Annotated in this window: 18 protein-coding genes; 14 read left to right on the top strand and 4 right to left on the bottom strand. The window is 56.4% G+C overall.

Annotation, left to right across the window (positions count from 1 at the left end; all coding sequences use genetic code 11):
- Nucleotides 1-307: 307 nt before the first annotated feature.
- Both GNZ13_RS42005 and GNZ13_RS42000 read left to right on the top strand, forming a co-directional pair.
- On the top strand, nt 308-469 hold the full coding sequence (locus tag GNZ13_RS42005; RefSeq protein ID WP_172162873.1) for a hypothetical protein: 162 nt from the start codon (nt 308-310) through the stop codon (nt 467-469).
- Nucleotides 470-497: 28 nt separating this feature from the next.
- A complete protein-coding gene (locus tag GNZ13_RS42000) occupies nt 498-728 on the top strand; it encodes a recombinase family protein (RefSeq protein WP_172162870.1) in 231 nt (76 codons plus the stop codon).
- A gap of 441 nt (nt 729-1,169) precedes the next feature.
- On the opposite strand, the gene GNZ13_RS41995 is transcribed toward GNZ13_RS42000, so the two are convergent.
- Entirely contained in the window at nt 1,170-1,946 is a 777-nt protein-coding gene (locus GNZ13_RS41995; protein ID WP_172162867.1) for a DUF4145 domain-containing protein, read from the bottom strand.
- A 755-nt stretch (nt 1,947-2,701) separates the two neighbouring features.
- On the opposite strand from GNZ13_RS41995, the gene GNZ13_RS53090 reads away from it, so the two are divergent.
- The 11 genes from GNZ13_RS53090 (at nt 2,702) to GNZ13_RS41945 (ending at nt 9,562) form a co-directional block, all read left to right on the top strand.
- Nucleotides 2,702-3,175 carry a metallophosphoesterase gene (locus tag GNZ13_RS53090; RefSeq protein ID WP_236001915.1) on the top strand — a complete coding sequence of 158 codons (474 nt, stop codon included), beginning with the start codon at nt 2,702-2,704 and terminating at the stop codon, nt 3,173-3,175.
- A gap of 37 nt (nt 3,176-3,212) precedes the next feature.
- Nucleotides 3,213-3,635, top strand: a complete 423-nt coding sequence (locus GNZ13_RS53085) for a metallophosphoesterase family protein (protein WP_236001913.1) — start codon at nt 3,213-3,215, stop codon at nt 3,633-3,635.
- Between the two features lie 11 nt (nt 3,636-3,646).
- Nucleotides 3,647-3,952, top strand: coding sequence for a tetratricopeptide repeat protein (locus GNZ13_RS41985; protein WP_172162864.1), 306 nt, complete (start codon nt 3,647-3,649; stop codon nt 3,950-3,952).
- A 21-nt stretch (nt 3,953-3,973) separates the two neighbouring features.
- Complete coding sequence (locus GNZ13_RS41980; RefSeq protein ID WP_172162861.1) at nt 3,974-4,390, top strand: hypothetical protein; 417 nt, start codon at nt 3,974-3,976, stop codon at nt 4,388-4,390.
- Nucleotides 4,391-4,652: 262 nt separating this feature from the next.
- Nucleotides 4,653-5,171, top strand: a complete 519-nt coding sequence (locus GNZ13_RS41975; protein WP_172162858.1) for a hypothetical protein — start codon at nt 4,653-4,655, stop codon at nt 5,169-5,171.
- Between the two features lie 76 nt (nt 5,172-5,247).
- Nucleotides 5,248-5,502 carry a hypothetical protein gene (locus GNZ13_RS41970; protein WP_172162855.1) on the top strand — a complete coding sequence of 85 codons (255 nt, stop codon included), beginning with the start codon at nt 5,248-5,250 and terminating at the stop codon, nt 5,500-5,502.
- 337 nt (nt 5,503-5,839) lie between these two features.
- Nucleotides 5,840-6,058, top strand: a complete 219-nt coding sequence (locus tag GNZ13_RS41965) for a hypothetical protein (RefSeq protein WP_172162852.1) — start codon at nt 5,840-5,842, stop codon at nt 6,056-6,058.
- The gene (locus tag GNZ13_RS41960; protein ID WP_172162849.1) at nt 6,055-6,492 is read left to right on the top strand and encodes a hypothetical protein; all 438 of its coding nucleotides are present in this window, start codon (nt 6,055-6,057) and stop codon (nt 6,490-6,492) included. Before GNZ13_RS41965 ends, GNZ13_RS41960 begins: the two co-directional genes overlap by 4 nt.
- A gap of 659 nt (nt 6,493-7,151) precedes the next feature.
- Nucleotides 7,152-8,330, top strand: coding sequence for an ADP-ribosylglycohydrolase family protein (locus GNZ13_RS41955; protein WP_172162846.1), 1,179 nt, complete (start codon nt 7,152-7,154; stop codon nt 8,328-8,330).
- Entirely contained in the window at nt 8,308-8,730 is a 423-nt protein-coding gene (locus tag GNZ13_RS41950; RefSeq protein ID WP_216674779.1) for a hypothetical protein, read from the top strand. The genes GNZ13_RS41955 and GNZ13_RS41950 overlap by 23 nt, the downstream gene beginning before the upstream one ends.
- Nucleotides 8,731-9,229: 499 nt before the next feature.
- Complete coding sequence (locus GNZ13_RS41945; protein WP_172162843.1) at nt 9,230-9,562, top strand: hypothetical protein; 333 nt, start codon at nt 9,230-9,232, stop codon at nt 9,560-9,562.
- 657 nt (nt 9,563-10,219) lie between these two features.
- Here GNZ13_RS41945 and GNZ13_RS41940 read toward each other — a convergent pair.
- From GNZ13_RS41940 to GNZ13_RS41930, 3 genes are all read right to left on the bottom strand, one after another.
- A complete protein-coding gene (locus tag GNZ13_RS41940) occupies nt 10,220-11,665 on the bottom strand; it encodes an IS1182 family transposase (RefSeq protein ID WP_172162840.1) in 1,446 nt (481 codons plus the stop codon).
- 167 nt (nt 11,666-11,832) lie between these two features.
- Nucleotides 11,833-12,057, bottom strand: coding sequence for a hypothetical protein (locus tag GNZ13_RS41935; protein ID WP_172162837.1), 225 nt, complete (start codon nt 12,055-12,057; stop codon nt 11,833-11,835).
- Nucleotides 12,058-12,595: 538 nt separating this feature from the next.
- Nucleotides 12,596-13,045, bottom strand: a complete 450-nt coding sequence (locus GNZ13_RS41930) for a hypothetical protein (RefSeq protein WP_172162834.1) — start codon at nt 13,043-13,045, stop codon at nt 12,596-12,598.
- Between the two features lie 880 nt (nt 13,046-13,925).
- Between GNZ13_RS41930 and GNZ13_RS41925 the strand changes: the two genes are divergently transcribed.
- Nucleotides 13,926-14,813, top strand: coding sequence for an exonuclease domain-containing protein (locus GNZ13_RS41925; RefSeq protein ID WP_172162831.1), 888 nt, complete (start codon nt 13,926-13,928; stop codon nt 14,811-14,813).
- Nucleotides 14,814-15,397 lie beyond the last annotated feature (584 nt).

Genomic DNA, 15,397 nt, shown 5'->3' with positions numbered 1-15,397 from the left:
GAGACGCCTGCGGAATTTCAGGTGGTCCATGACAGATCCCCCTGCTCCATTGAGTTAAGCACGACTGCGGGGCGAGGGGTTTTTAGTACAGGGGTACTGAAAATGAAAGGCTAATTTTAGTACTCTTTGATGGACCCATCGGTCCGATGGGTGCGTAATCGGTCGTTTTGGGACACACGCCCGACGCCGAGCCTTATCGGCACGAACTAACGGGTGCGTCATGACGAAAAAGAGGAACAAAAACGACGCCCAGTGCCTGCAAGAAGCCGCGGAGCACCTATTCCATTAATTTGTCGGCTATGTCCTTATGCGCATCCTGCCTGAGGACGCCGGGGACGCGGCGCGCAGGCTGTACGAAAAGGCATGGAGTGACCCAACGGCCAACGCCGACCTATGCGCGGAAGAATTCGAAGAGCGTTTGCGTGCCTTGTTGCGCGCTCATCTGAGCGGCAAAACCATCAAGGCGTAACTCGTGCAATCAATTGCAAGTGCCAACCATGAGCCGAGTCTTTGCGTACTGCCGCGTCAGCACGACCGGCCAACACCCAGAAAACCAGATCCGCGAGATCAAAGCCGCAGGCTTCGAACTGACAGTCAAGCGCACGATCACCGCGCACATTAGCGGCAGCGTGCCCGCCAAAGAGCGGCCAGGCTTTCAAAAGCTATTGGACCGCATTGAAGACGGTGACGTACCCTCGAATGCTTGGCACGGGAAACTCCGCTGTTAGCAATTCATTGAGCCGCACGGGCCGAAGCGTGAATTTTGGGTAGGAAGCTGCTGTATCGAGAACACCGGCCGAGGGCCGGTTTGTGCAATTGATTGCAAGGCTTTCGCCCCGCCGGCTCCGGCGCGCGAAGATCGGTGGCGTTTGCAATCAAGTGCACGGAATCCGCCTTTGTAACGTCGGCCGCTGTTGCCGGTCGGACACGGACACGCGACGTCTCCGACGAGACCTTTGCCTTGCCAATTGTTGAGCAGCCCGGACCGTCGTGAATGGGGGAGCGCCAAACGGCCAGGGTCATGAAGGGCCGATTTCGGAATTTCGCCGAGACCGTTCTTCGACCCAAAGCGGAAGTTGCATGCTTAGGACAGCAGACGTTCAGCAACGTTTGGATTCATCGACCTGTGCTGCTTTCCGCACAGGTCCAGTGGAATGACGAGTAAGCAATCACAGTACAACGAAGTGCTGAACCTTGTCTTTTGACCCCGCGAAATGGTCGACCTTTCCGATTTTTAGCTTCGTGGATGCGCCATTTGTTATGGTATCGACAAGTGACTTCTCATGGGCCGCGAAGTAACCGTGAAATCGCCTCATATCCCTCCCAAAAATCTTCGCGAGAGGAACCTCGTCGCCAGAGGTAAAGCTAGAGAGGCTTTTCTCCAAAAGCGTTGTGAACTGTTCGAAGGTTCGGACAATTGTTTCAAGTCGCCTATCAGCCTCTCCATCAAGAATGTAGATATTCACAAGGAGATGGTCGATTATTCGGAGGGCTATCAGCAGATTTCTGGCGTCTGCCTTTTTAATTTCGTGAGCTGAGTCATTGCCAAGGAAGCGGATAGCATGCAAACGCTCGGAGTCTTTCTGGGAAATCAATCCGCCCCTGGCGAGGGCATCAATTCGTTTGTCCAACGTCCTGCCGGTGATGCCGCGGTCATTGCAGATCGCTTCAATTGTGGCGCGCAGGCCAATGCCAGCAAGAATATTTGAATTGTCCTTGATCGCTTTAATCGACTGGGTGTAAATCTCGCGAACAGTATCGGGCAAGTCCCAAACATCTTCTAGTTCACGATGCCCCTTGAGAATACTTGGAAAGCAAGTAATATCTTCCGGGACATCCCACTCGTTGTCGTCGATGGGATATGCGCTCTCGTAATCACGAACAACCCTCCGAAAGCTGACGGCATGGCAACCGCAGCATTGGACAATCTGATAAATCGTATCCATTCGGTATTCGTATTCTGATTCAACATGGTATTGAACAACCGAGTGCCACGTGTCCCTATCGCATGAGGCGCATGAATGATAGACCTGCTTCTTCTTTTCCTCGGTGACAGTCATAAAGAGATACCCTTTCGATTACTAGCAATTATTTAACCGACCCCACCGGTCAGCATATTGATAATCTGAAAACACGCCGATTTGCAGTAACCATCTGACTCATCGTGGAGTGGTCACGGAGGCAGGTTGCCCGCATACGCAATGATAGTACGGGCCGAGGAGTATAAAGCAGCTGACAGCAAGAACGCTTTGACGAATGGCTGCTATGGAGGCGAAACCTAAAAGTCCGGTTCTGGCCGGCTTTTGCCTGACGTAGGCTTCAGTAGTCGGCCTGCGCGACGTTTGCAATTGATTGCACAGGCTCCAGGGTCCCCGGCCTGGCGCCCTCGACGGATCGAGGGCTTTGCAATCAAGTGCACGGGAACGATGCCTCCTCGCCTCCCCGGATTGCGGCGGAGCGTTGGCTCATGGAGGAACAAGCCAGTGAAGCCGCTTCCGAAGTTCTGAAGAATACTGCCCGCTGTGTTTCAGTTCTGAGACGATCGCTAAATGTTGTGCAATCAATTGCAAACGCGCGGCCATACGGTGGATTCTCGTGAGACCTGCAACGTCTGTGTGTTCGACGGAACGAATAGACCAGTACGCTTCTGTTATCTTTAACTGGGTAGCCACGCAGTAAGAATTTTAAAAACGGGCGGGCCATGGACTACGACATCATCGGGGGCGTGCACGGTCATGCGGACAAGCTGACTGCACTGCTGACGGAGCTTGGCTACTGTAGGCGGATGGGCACGTGGCGTCACCCACGTCGGACGGCGGTCTGCGTCGGCGACTTCATCGACCGCGGCCCGCACCAACTCGACACGATCGATATCGTCCGCCCCATGGTTGATGCTGGCAGCGCGCTGGCGGTGATGGGGAACCACGAATTCAATGCAATCGCGTGGTACCTACGAGATCCCGACCAGGACGACGAATACCTGCGTCCCAGACAGGGCAAGGTGGGCGAAGAAAACCGCAACCAGCATGCGGCGTTCCTCGCCGAGAGTCGAGCACAAGCCCGCCCTTCATGGCGAGATTATCGACTGGCTTCTCTCACTACCGCTGTGGCTCGAATTGCCCGAACTGCAGTTGATTCACGCCTGCTGGCATCCGAGCTATGTCGCGGCGCTTGAAGCCTGCTTGAGGCCAAGGCACTTGCTGGACGACGCAATGATGGTCAAAGTCAGTCGCAAGAGTACGATTGAATACCGCGTGATCGAGACGCTCTTGAAGGGCGTGGAGGTCCGGCTTCCCTCGGGCTGTTCGTTCGTCGACAAGTCGGGCATTACGCGTCACGAGGCGCGCACGCGCTGGTGGGACGGCGCGGCAACAACCTATCGGCAGGCAGCGCTCGTACCCCCTGAGACGAAAGCCCAACTCCCCAATACCGAGATACCGGAGGATGCGAGGATCGGCTATACCGAAGACAAACCGGTATTCGTTGGTCACTACTGGATGACCGGTAGCCCCGACATACAGTCCCCTACGGTCGCGTGCGTCGACTACAGCGCCGGTAAGGATGGTCCGCTTGTGGCCTATCGTTGGAGCGGCGAGTCGGTGTTGTCCTCACACAATTTTGTTTTGTCCCAGTAGTCGAGGTGTCTATGTCGCCGAAACTTGAAGTGGAGATCAGCAAGGCAAAAAAGGGGGATCCCAAGGCACAGTTCGCTGTCGCTGAAGCGTATCGCACCGGCAAAGGCGTCGATGAAGACTTTGCCGAAGCTCTGTACTGGTATCGCGCTGCGGCTGAGCAGGGCAACATTAGCGCCCAAAACAACCTCGGCACGATGTTTCAGAGAGGAATCGGCACCGAGAAAAATTCCAAAATGGCGGCCTACTGGTATCGGCAATCCGCCTCGGAAGGGCCGAAGCGAAATACCGCGACCGCGTGCATTCGTAGACAATGCTAAAGCGTCGAAACGGCGATCCAAATGCAAGCAAAACTTGACCCTCATGTCATCGGCAATGTCGGACTGTATTACTGCTGCTACCGACTATCGTTGCTTGGCTGGAACGTGATGCCAACAACGCGCAACGCACGTGGCGTTGACATCATTGCGTACAACGCTTCCGGATCGACGTTCATCAGGGTTCAGCTTAAGGCCCTGAGTAAGCGAAGCGCCGTTCCGCTCGGATCATCGCTCAACAAAATAGCAGGGGATTTCTGGGTCATCGTTAATAACGTCGTCACGGAGCCAAGCGCATTTGTCCTTTTGCCATCGGAAGTAAAGCAGCGTGCTGGTTGCAACGAGAAAGACGGACAGGTTTCGTACTGGCTGGACCCGCCCCGCTACGATCAGGAGGCGTTTCGAGACGCATGGCACCGCATTGGCTCGGGGCAAGCCTGAGGACGAAGCGGTACGCCACCCCGATGTTTGCCGAACAAGCAGCCAAGCAATTGCGTCGCGGATTCTGCAATTGATTGCAAGAGGTATGAGACGGGCGCGCGTTAGGTTACTGCTTGGCTACCGCGGGCCGCTCATCTCGCGGATAATTCTGGCAATTCTCGCTCTGGCTCACCGTTGGCGATGCTCTGCATAGAAGGATGGAAGCACGTGGGGACGGCAATGAGCTGCGAGCGCAACAAACCTGGATTGGTTGAGGCTTCATGTGTTGAATTGGGCGTATTTTCCTCGGGCCGACAAGCCGGCGGCGTTAGCCATCGCGGTCGTGCAGGCATTTGAGGCCAAGTATTCCTTGATATCGTCGGCGATGCATACGCTGTCAAGTAATGCAGTACTTGCACAGGTAGGGCCCTCGCTTGCGGAGCTTGGATTTGCCGTCGAAGTAGGAAAGAGGCGCGCCGAAAAAATCCGAGTCCCTGTTCTCTATGGGAACAACGGTAAGGTTGCGAAGGCTTTTGAAGCTGACGCGCACCATATCGACGGTCGATTCGTGGTGGAGGTGGAAGCAGGACGAGCAGTCATAAACAACCAATTTCTCAAGGACTTGTTTCAGGCATGCATGATGGACGAGGTCGACTACTTGGCAATCGCGGTGCGAAACATCTACGAGTCGGCCGGCAGCAAGAATCCCGACTTCGATCGCGTAGTTACTTTTTTTGAAACGCTCTATGCGAGCAACAGAATGAGGCTTCCACTTAAGGGAATATTGGTCATCGGCTACTGAGCTATCGTGTAGCAGCGCACGGGCGTAAAATGAGCGCCTAGAGCGCGTAGCAGAGCAGCGCGCAGGGGAGCGCACCATGACCGGCAGAACATTCAGCCACGTGTACCACCGACCGTCCACGCCAGACCCCGCGTCCGACCCCGAGAAGGTGGCGATCACCGTGGCTGTTCAGCAGGCGTTGCAGGCCATCCACGCGGCCCACCGCACGATCCAGCAGATCAGGCCATCAGATGAGCACGTGCGGGCACTACAGGCGCTGCGGGAGGCCCAAAAGCCGTTGGAGCACATCCTGGGCAGCCTGCAGCAGCACCACCCGCACCCTGGCAGCTAGTTGTGCGCACCGAGGCCATCGGGGAACTCGGAACGATGTACCGGTTTGGGCGAGGGGTACCGCAGGACATCGCGGCGGCTGCCTGCTATCACACAACAGCAGCCCGGAATGGAGACGTCATGTCGATTGGTAACTTGCTCGGTTATCACGGAGAGATTGAAAGCGCAGCCTTGAATGGTAACGCCGTTGCGGCGCTGTGCCTAGCCGAGATGTACGGAACGGGGTGCCCGTCGAGAAGGATTTGGCGAAGGCCCGCGTATGGTTAGAGAGAGCGCAAGCTAGTTCTGAATTCGATGACGACTATATGCGGTACCAGTTGACATTGGTGGAACGGGAGTTGGGGCTAACTTCTGAAGTGAGCAAGAAATTCGACAAGTATGGACTGGACCCGGACAAGTTCGACAACGACTTTCCGCACCGCCCTGAACCGGACGATCCGTCCGAAGACTTCGAGGACATTTACGAATCGGGGGTGGCGGTGCCACCGCACTCCGCGTACTACGACCAGTGGGTCGAGTGGCTAAAAAAGAATCATCCCGCTGGCGGCGGGGTATGAGGGTAGTCCAAGCGGGTTCGCTTGCTGCACTCGCCGTGTCAATGATTCTGGGGATCGCGAGTTGTACCGAGAACATCGATACGCCGCCGATCGTATCGGCAACCGGGTATCGAAATGGGCGGCCTGTCCCGCTGGAGCAGAAGCAGATTCTCGCTCTGTCGCGCTGGATCGACGCGCATCGTACGGGTTGGAAAGCGTTGATGGAAACGCCTCCTCTACCATCCGTCGGCGTCGAGGTGAATTATGCGGATGGCCGGGACGGTTCATTCGAGGTTTGGCTAAACCCGCGAGGCGGCGACGGGGTTGTCTATCACTACATTTATGATCACGCTCCGGGGGCGAAGGTTGTGGCTCCCGTAAAGCAACACTTGTCTGCACAGGACGTACGAGCGTTTCGCGCGATTGCGAACGAGGAGGCGCCAGCCACGCGTTAATTTCCGAAGCGATTTAGCGCGAACGCCATGCGATGTCCGTGCCACATTTGCACGAAGCACATCGCCGTTCGCCTTTGGCAATTGATTGCACGGACTGCACGGACCTCTTTCGCTATTGGCGTACCCACTGTCAAAGTTGAGACAGTCAAAGTTGAGACGGAAATTGCAGGGCCGTGTACCGAAACGAGAGCAACCATGACAACCGAAGATCGCGCAGGAAGTGAAGCCGGGCAAAAACCGGCCCCCTCGGACGGAGACCACTCGCCGGTGGATCCCGCAGTGGAGGCTTTTGCAATACTTTGGCGTGCCGCATCAAGACGCGTTAGAAAGTCGGGTAAGCCGGCAGCTTCGCCTTCAGCGTCGGATGGCGCGAATAACGTCCTAAGGTTGCCCACGGCAAGCGTAAATACGGTAGCGGACTCGCGCTCGAACCAGACGCCCGCGACTATCAGCGATGGTGTGCCTGGCTCTTGAGGAGCCCTCCTGGTGACATGGTGACGTGATCGCCCACGGAGCGCGGCGGGAACGGCCATTCTGCAATCAATTGCAGAAAAAAGTCGGATGAAAGGCAAAGGCGGACGACCAGGAGATCAGAACGAGACAAGCTCGTCTCGCCAGGAAAAACGACCTAACGGCACCCGCTGATCAGGAGCCTCGACATGCAAGATTCCTTCCACAGAACACCTTCGGACGCGATCAAGCGCAGCCGGTTTCGTGGTTGCCTGCTCGGTGGCGCAGTCGGTGATGCGCTCGGCGCTCCAGTCGAATTTATGAACCTCGCTGACATCCGGCGGAGTTTCGGCCCCGGTGGCATTTGCGACTATGCGGTGGCTCACGGGCGGGTTGGCGCCATCACCGACGACACACAGATGACGCTATTTACGGCCGAAGGGCTGCTGCGCGCCCATGTACGTGCTGCCCTGCATGGTGACGGCCCCATGTTCGGGAAGGCCACCGCACAGGCCTACTTGCGATGGCTTCGCACTCAGGGCGTCAAACCGAAAATCGCTGAACCTTCCGGCGAGTCAGGCTGGCTTCTCGAGCAGCGTGAGCTGTTCAGCCGCCGCGCTCCCGGCAACACCTGCCTCGCTGCGCTTCGAGCACTGACCAGTTACGCCGATCGGGCGTGCAACGCCAGCAAAGGCTGCGGCGGCGTGATGCGCGTGGCGCCCGTCGGCATGTTCGTCGCAAACTGGATCAATGATGCAGAAGACCAGGATGACCGGATCGGTCAGGCGTTCGCCGTCGCCACGGATATCGCGGCGATCACGCACGGCCACCCCACGGGGCAGCTCACCGCGGGGGCTTTCGCAGTGGTCATCGCGTTGTTGCTTGTGGGCTTGCCGCTGCCCGATGCGATCGACCGCGCTAAGACCGAACTTCGAAAGCATGACCGGTACGAGGAAACGCTCGCTGCCATCGAAAACGCGGAGCAGCGCGCCGCCGACCGCCCTGGCCAAACCCATGTTCTGCAGGAACTCGGCGAAGGGTGGGTGGCTGAGGAGGCGCTCGCCATCAGCCTGTACTGCGCCCTGTCGGCACCTGACTTCGAGTCAGGCGTTGTGTTGGCGGTCAATCACGGTGGCGACAGCGACTCAACGGGGGCGATCACGGGGAATATGCTTGGAGCCATGATGGGGGTCGATGTGATCCCGGAACGGTGGCGCGTGACGCTCGAGCTCGCCGATGCGATCGGTGCGATGGCCGACGACCTCGCTACGGTTCGAGAATGGCGCATCAATCATTCCCGCGGCTCGGCGGAACGCGATTTCTACCATGAACGCTATCCGCCGTGCTCGACAACGAGGGAGCCAAATGCAACTACAGATAAAACTTGACCCCCAGGTCACGGGAAACGTTGGGCTGTACTACTGCTGCTACCGGCTGTCGTTGCTTGGCTGGAACGTGATGCCAACGGCGCGCAACGCCCGCGGCGTCGATATCATCGCGTATAACGCCTCCGGATCGAAGTTTATCGGGGTTCAGGTTAAGGCCCTGAGTAAACGGAACGCAGTCCCGCTCGGAACAACGCTCGACAAAATAGCAGGGGATTTCTGGATCATCGTTAATAACGTCGTTACCGATCCCAATGCATTTGTCCTTTTGCCCTCCGAGGTAAAGAAGCATGCCGGATGTAACAAGAAAGACGGCAAAGTTTCATACTGGTTGGACCCGCCCCGCTATGATCAGGAGCCTTTTCGAGACGCATGGCATCGGATTGGCTCGGGGCATGCCTAATGAGGAAACGGTGCGCCACGCTGAAGTTTGCCGAACAAGCAGCCAAGCAATTGCGCCTCGGATTCTGCAATTGATTGCAAGAGACATCAGACGGACTTACCCGCCAATGGGTTTTCGGATGCTTGGTGTGGCGGGGATGCTGCTGGACAACGTGGCAAGCTTTGCTTCTGCTATGTCGACCACTGGACGGCATTGCCGCAGTACTCCGCTCATTCAGGCGCACATTTCATGATGTCCGGCGCACAGAAGTTCGGCGTGCCAGTGGCATCATTATCGTTAAGCAGTGACGTTTTGCGGGGCGGCGGAGGGAACCGCACACGCACTTGCTGGATTGATGCAGCGTACCGGAACCGCGAATATCACGGAAGTAACAGAGTGGGCATGGGCAGCCCTTTTGACAGCAGCTAATCGCCCCAGCAGCCAAGGCCGCCTAGCAAGGCCTTCCCGGGTTTCGGCCCCGCTGCTCGATATAATTGCACTCATGACCTACAGGTGCGCAATGAAAGCAGAGCAGACCTTTGTCCCCAAGAGCGACCTCAATTACCGCGCATGGCTTGCAGCTAATCCGGGCGGCTTCGTTCTTAACCGTTACAGCAGTGAAAATTCTTCGTCGTACCTGGTCCTGCATCGGGCGTCGTGCGATTACGTTACCAAGCTGAAGGGCACCGCCACCGAAGGCGGTCATACCGAGCATAACTACCTGAAGGTCTGCTCACCTGAGATTGCGCCGCTCGCGGCCTACGCGAGCGAGCATTCGACGAAACACGGCAAGCCGGGCCAGTCGTTCACGAAGCTCTGCACGCGCTGCAATCCGGCTGGCGACGACCAATAGAGCGCCCATTGGCGGCAACGTTTTGACGAGCCGCTCGAACTCGATCTCCGCACCAGCGCCCGAGTTCGGGCCTAGCCATCCCCTCCGCTTGGCCAGCCTCCCACACCCGTTTTGCTTCTTCGGCAACCGCATTCACTTCGTATTCGGTTAGGTCCGAAAAGCGTGCAGTTCGGAACCCGCGCGCACCAGCCAGCAAGTCGACCGCAATCAGCAACAGCATCCCGACAACAGCCGGGTCGGCGGGACGGCAGTATTCGAGTTCCGTCATGCGCTCATGCCCGCCGTGACGCGCGATCATGCTTGTGATGCCCGTATGAGCGTTTCGAAGCTTCCAAGGATCGTCGTCGCGGCGGCGCGCGCCGGTTCGGACTTTGTCATCACGGACCTCTTTTGTCGGAAGGTATCCACACAGGCCGTTAACCGACACCAAACGGGGCGAATGGCCGAAACGCATTGAGTTTCAGCTATGTGTCCCTGTCGAGCAAGCGACGCTTCCTGGTCGCGTACTGCCCAAGGCCTCGGACGCATGTCGACCCAGAGTGTGTGGAAACTCCATTTTTGCTGCTAAGCGGGCGATTGCCGGTCAGGTCGATCGAGTTTGATAAGGCGGGTTTGCACTAACCGAACATCGCGAGCACAACAAAGCCCCTCAGGGCTTTAGCTTCTAACCATCTTCATGGCCTTCATCGTACCTGCAACGCCAAGTATGTTCATGACCCGCTTCAGGTTGTAGGCCAACACCTGAAGGCTCATCTCTGTACTCACTCGCCCGAGCGTCCTGGTCAGGAAGTGTGCAGGACCCATCCAGTGCTTGAGCGTACCGAAGACATGCTCGACAGTACTTCGGCGGATGGTCATTGCATCGGGCTTCCGGTCGAGACGGCGCTGCATCGCTTCCAGTGTGTTCTCGTGCTCCCATCGTCGGATGCGACGATAGTCGCTGGGTGAACATCGTTCCTTGAGATGGCAACGCGGGCAGGCGCTGGGCCAGTAAACCCGCAGGTTCATGTCATGCTCGACGGTCGTGAATCGAAGGATGGCTCGCTCGCCAGCAGGGCATCGATACACATCGCTTTTTGCCACGTAGACAAAGTCGGCCTTGGTGAACAGACCTTTCTTCCGCGATGCGGAGGTGAGCGGCTTGGGAACGTACGCGCTGATGTCGTTCAGATCGCATGCCCGTATCTCCGGGCCGCTGAAGTAACCCCGATCAGCAACAACCTTCAGCTTCGGCTTGCCCATCGCGTCCTTCGCAGCCAGCGCCATTCTGCTGAGTTGGCCGTGATCGTTTCCAACGTTAGTTACCTCGTGCTCAACGATCAGGTGATGCTTCGTGTCTACGGCGGCCTGAACGTTGTAGCCCACTATGCCGGAGCCTCTTCCGCTTGTTGCCATGGAGCGTGCGTCGGGATCCGTCATCGACAGCTGTTTGTCCGGTTGTTTTTCTAACTGCTTCCTGATCTGTGCGAGCTCACGCATCTGCTGGCGCAAGCGGGCGATCTTCTCGTACAGGCGAACGGTCTTCACATCGAAACCTGTTGGACTGGTCCGGTCTGCGGTCTCAATCAGGTCAAGATAGCGCTGCACGCTTTCCTCGATCTGCTGCTGACGCTTGTCGATCTTGCTCGCCGTGTAGTTCCTGTCGCGGCTGTTTGACGCCTTGAACTTGCTACCGTCGATGGCCACCATGTCACTGGATAGCAGCTTCAGCCCGCGACACAGTTCGACGAAACGCCGGCATACGTTGCGAATGGCTGCGCCGCTGTCACGGCGAAAGTCGGCGATCGTCTTGAAGTCCGGAGCGAGACGTCCCGTTAGCCACATCAGCTCGACGTTGCGCTGACATTCACGCTCGAGACGCCGGCTCGAAGGAATCCGGTTCAGGTAGCCGTAGATATAGATCTTGAGCATCACGCCTGGGTGATAGGACGGGCGGCCCGTGATCGCTGGCGTGGTACCGTTGAAACCAAGATCCGCAAGGTCCAACTCGTCGACGAAGGCGTCTATGACCCTGACCGGGTTGTCCTGTCCGATGTAGTCATCGATACATTCGGGAAGTAGTGCGACCTGCTTGCGGTCATCGCCTTCAACGAATCGCTTCATGAGTCACCCAGGCTCAGTGCGTTGATTCAGTTTAGGCGATCAATGCGTTTTCACACACTCTGGACCCTTTACGGACGGCCGACGCGCTTTTGCTGTAGCGGCCGGTTCCGTGGCATTTAAGCCGTTGGCTGGCCTGTGGTCGCTTATGGAACGCTTTTCGGCTGCGCTCAAAAGACGGAGAGCTTAACCAACATCGCGATTGATTCGGCCGACGAATTGCCGTTCAGATATTCGTCCTTCACGCGGTTGTAGAGCTGCATCTTGCGCGCATAAGGCAGCTTCTCCACATCGACACCCACCTCGCGGATCAAGATCATCCGAACGTCGTGCCAGAGCGAGTTCACCTTCATCATGTTGCCCGCAACGTGCGCCAAGTCTCTGAACAGTCCCATCCCGTTTCTCCTCGTCGGTGAATGGCTACTTAGTCGGCGGCTTCCGCCTTACGGCTGAATAGCTAGATACCCTTCTGTATAAAAACACGTCATCGTTCACCGACCTTTTTCGAAGCGACAAGCCATCGCTATCAAGGCCAATAAAGTTCGTTGCATGCTATTGCGATTTGCTGTGCTCCAAAGTTGCTACGCACATCTTTGGCATAGCGCATTAGGCAGTCCGGAGCATGGGGAACGGAGAAGAGCCCCCCAACCTTGTCTTTTGGGGCTATAGGAGGGGCGTTGGGAAATTCGCGCCAGCACGCCTGCGCGACTGAGGCTGCGATGGGATCGTTCTGAGCACCGGGCATCTTGTCCAAGATACATTCAAAATAGTTTGATGGTCCGAGCAAACCGGCGATGGCCTGAGAGAACTGGGCACCAAGTATTAGCGCAAGAAGCACGGACAAGGTAGCATGCCCCGTTCGTTTCATAGTTACCCTCATGTTCGTATCCTGATCCTCAAGCCTAGGCGGCAGCATCGGCGCTGGTATTCCGGTCAGCGGTCGACGATTTTGCGCACGAGCCGACCCTCCTTAACCCATTGCCCCAGGCTCATCGGCTCTGCCAGGATGGTCACGGTGAGCCCATGCTTGCGCTTGAAGTGCCCCGCATTAACCTCCACATCCCGCGCGTCCATCGAGTGGAACATGGGATTGCGGATGGGCATCCACGGTTCGTCTTTCCAGAAAATGCCTATCTCCTTAATCGCGATGGAGAGCATGTTGAGTTGCGCCACCCTGTCGAGCGCATCAAACTCGTCCGCCAGTTGATCATCGTCCATTCTCTGGAACGACATACCTCGGCGCATCACCTTCTGCAGGGACTGAAGCACTTGCTGGCGCTTGTCAGCGCTGCCCAAGGTCTTCAGGACAAGTTCCGCCAAATGGGCGTTTTGGGCGACCGAGTGACCCTCGCCGCCTGTCATCATGTTCTTTAGAAAAGACATTGCAACCCCCGATTGTTCCGTTGAGATAGTTTGATTCTTTTGATTACTTCCCAATCGTGACGCGAAGGCAGGATATCAAGCCTCGCGCCGATTCTATGTGGCCTGTGCCGCAGACGGGGCAATCGCGTAAGTGACCTGCCAGTGACTGGTGGACGCACGAGTGTTCATCGTCTGTTCAGAGCCGACGTTCGAATGTCTGCGATCCGAGTCCGGTCATCGACAGCAATTGGCCGTGTGCTGCCCCAACTCGGCAACGAATGAGGGCGACTCTGAGCACTCGATAGCTCGCTTTTCCGTCGCGCGCTGTTTCGCGCGCGCGTACAGAGCAAATGCAGTTCCTGATAATTCAGGAAACCATCATCCAGTAAAACGCTTATGGCCGATATTGCCTCAACTATCTGCACCGCGCTGCAGTCGCGGCTGGTACGGCAAGCGCGTCATCCTAGCTTTGCCCCCAGATTACGAAGATGTTCGAAATGTGCGGTCTCGAACGGAGCATTGGCCAGCTTGAGTATGTAGTTAGCGCGACGTGACTGCAGTAATGCGATGCGGTGGCGCTTCTGCACGTTGACCCACGTTTGCGGCTTAGGAGGCAGCTTGGCGACCGCGCAATGCATTCTGCCTTTGGGGAAGTATTCTGCATGATGGCAGAGGCGGAAAAATGAAGCGTGTTGCCATCGTCTACGCGCTCGCGGGCTAATTTGCATAAGCGGTAACTTAGCACTTCGCAGTAGGGCGAACGTTAGTGTCGAATGTTAAATCCGGTTCTACGGAGTGCCGCGGATTGTAGTCAATCGAAAAAGTGTACGGGGTGTCAGATGCTCGACGGCGCTGTGAGCGCTGGCGACGAAAAAAAAATAGAGACGAAGGGAACAACATCATGGCCGAGAAATTCGTCGCCATAGACTTTGAAACCGCAAACGCCAGTCTTGCCAGCATTTGTCAGGTAGGGGCGGTTACGTTTGAGGATGGGAGAGTCGTTGACAGGTGGGGATCGTTAATCAATCCGCAGGACGACTTCGACTGGGTTAATGTCGATATTCACGGGATCGACGCAACTACGGTCAAAGACGCGCCCACATTCCAACAAATCTACGCTGCGATGGTGGATCGCCTGCGAGATCAGGTCGTGGTTAGTCATACTTCATTTGACCGAACTGCGCTGTTCCAGGCCATCGCAAAGCACAACCTCACTGGTGTTTCCTGCCGATGGCTTGATTCGGCTCGCGTTGTCCGCCGCGCATGGTCGCAATGGTCGCGCTCGGGGTATGGGCTAACTAATGTGTGCGGTGCCTTGGGGATACGCTTCACGGCCCACGATGCCGTCGAGGACGCGCGAGCCGCAGGGGAAGTTCTTCTCCAAGCAATTAACACAACAGGCATTGGACTTGACGCCTGGATGACTCTTGTTCAGAAACCAATCAATTTCAATTCCCGAAAACCAATCGGTTCCACCTTCTCAAATCAAATTGCGATTGAGGGTAATCCCGACGGTGCGCTTGTTGGGGAAGAAATTGTATTCACAGGTACGCTAGCATTGGCGCGGTGCGAGGCCGCAGTGCTTGCCGCCAAGGCTGGGTGCCAAGTTGCTACGAGCGTAAGAAGGACAACAACACTTCTCGTCGTTGGTGACCTTGATATTCGGCAACTAGCCGGACACGAGAAAAGTATCAAACAGAGAAAAGCAGAAGAACTAATAGCAAAAGGGCATCCGATTCGAATCCTGACGGAAACTGACTTCCTTCGTATCGTCGATCTCGCGCATTAATCAACATACCCTTCGATCGGAGTTCTCATCATCATGCTGGCTGACCCTCCTGACGTACCTACTGTTCGATGCTTGTTGGAGAACAGAGACCTGAAAATCGTCCTGGATTCTCCGAATAATGACTATCGCATCGAATACTCCACGAAATCCTTCAAAGATCACCTTACCGGTCAGTCACGACAAACCCGGACTTATCGACTCCTCGATCTCGTAAAGGGCGGAATCATCTCTGAGCCGTGGGATGCGTACGATCTCGACAAGCAAGCGATGCTGGTAGCAGATCTGATCAGGTTCAGCCGGTACCGCCTGACGAACGTATTCTGCGGTTGGGAGATCACATGTCCAGTATGTGGGCACATCATGCACGGCAAGATCTGGAAATCTCCCCCCAGAAAGTGTACGGCTCAAAGTCCGCGAAGGTGCCGTGCTCCAATCGATGAAAAAAGCATTACCGAAGTTAAGTTCAGAGTAGTTGCGCAGGAGTTCCTGGGCATCGGTGAACTGGACGACACCCCAAAACAGATGCAACTCGTTGACGTGAGTTCACATCGCGTGGACCGACAAGGTTAGATGCGGCATGGCGC

The sequence above is a fragment of the Paraburkholderia elongata genome, assembly GCF_013177735.1.
Taxonomy (GTDB): Bacteria; Pseudomonadota; Gammaproteobacteria; order Burkholderiales; family Burkholderiaceae; genus Paraburkholderia; species Paraburkholderia elongata.
Note: the sequence above shows the minus strand (reverse complement) of the source record. Positions and strands in the feature narration are given on the sequence as shown.

Excerpts from the sequence above, each read along its gene's own strand:
- GNZ13_RS42005 (WP_172162873.1), top strand. The coding sequence starts at position 308 with ATGCGCATCCTGCCTGAGGACGCCGGGGACGCGGCGCGCAGGCTGTAC.
- GNZ13_RS42000 (WP_172162870.1), top strand. The coding sequence starts at position 498 with ATGAGCCGAGTCTTTGCGTACTGCCGCGTCAGCACGACCGGCCAACAC.
- GNZ13_RS41995 (WP_172162867.1), bottom strand. The coding sequence starts at position 1,946 with ATGGATACGATTTATCAGATTGTCCAATGCTGCGGTTGCCATGCCGTC.
- GNZ13_RS53090 (WP_236001915.1), top strand. The coding sequence starts at position 2,702 with ATGGACTACGACATCATCGGGGGCGTGCACGGTCATGCGGACAAGCTG.
- GNZ13_RS53085 (WP_236001913.1), top strand. The coding sequence starts at position 3,213 with ATGATGGTCAAAGTCAGTCGCAAGAGTACGATTGAATACCGCGTGATC.
- GNZ13_RS41985 (WP_172162864.1), top strand. The coding sequence starts at position 3,647 with ATGTCGCCGAAACTTGAAGTGGAGATCAGCAAGGCAAAAAAGGGGGAT.
- GNZ13_RS41980 (WP_172162861.1), top strand. The coding sequence starts at position 3,974 with ATGCAAGCAAAACTTGACCCTCATGTCATCGGCAATGTCGGACTGTAT.
- GNZ13_RS41970 (WP_172162855.1), top strand. The coding sequence starts at position 5,248 with ATGACCGGCAGAACATTCAGCCACGTGTACCACCGACCGTCCACGCCA.
- GNZ13_RS41960 (WP_172162849.1), top strand. The coding sequence starts at position 6,055 with ATGAGGGTAGTCCAAGCGGGTTCGCTTGCTGCACTCGCCGTGTCAATG.
- GNZ13_RS41955 (WP_172162846.1), top strand. The coding sequence starts at position 7,152 with ATGCAAGATTCCTTCCACAGAACACCTTCGGACGCGATCAAGCGCAGC.
- GNZ13_RS41950 (WP_216674779.1), top strand. The coding sequence starts at position 8,308 with ATGCAACTACAGATAAAACTTGACCCCCAGGTCACGGGAAACGTTGGG.
- GNZ13_RS41945 (WP_172162843.1), top strand. The coding sequence starts at position 9,230 with ATGAAAGCAGAGCAGACCTTTGTCCCCAAGAGCGACCTCAATTACCGC.
- GNZ13_RS41940 (WP_172162840.1), bottom strand. The coding sequence starts at position 11,665 with ATGAAGCGATTCGTTGAAGGCGATGACCGCAAGCAGGTCGCACTACTT.
- GNZ13_RS41935 (WP_172162837.1), bottom strand. The coding sequence starts at position 12,057 with ATGGGACTGTTCAGAGACTTGGCGCACGTTGCGGGCAACATGATGAAG.
- GNZ13_RS41930 (WP_172162834.1), bottom strand. The coding sequence starts at position 13,045 with ATGTCTTTTCTAAAGAACATGATGACAGGCGGCGAGGGTCACTCGGTC.
- GNZ13_RS41925 (WP_172162831.1), top strand. The coding sequence starts at position 13,926 with ATGGCCGAGAAATTCGTCGCCATAGACTTTGAAACCGCAAACGCCAGT.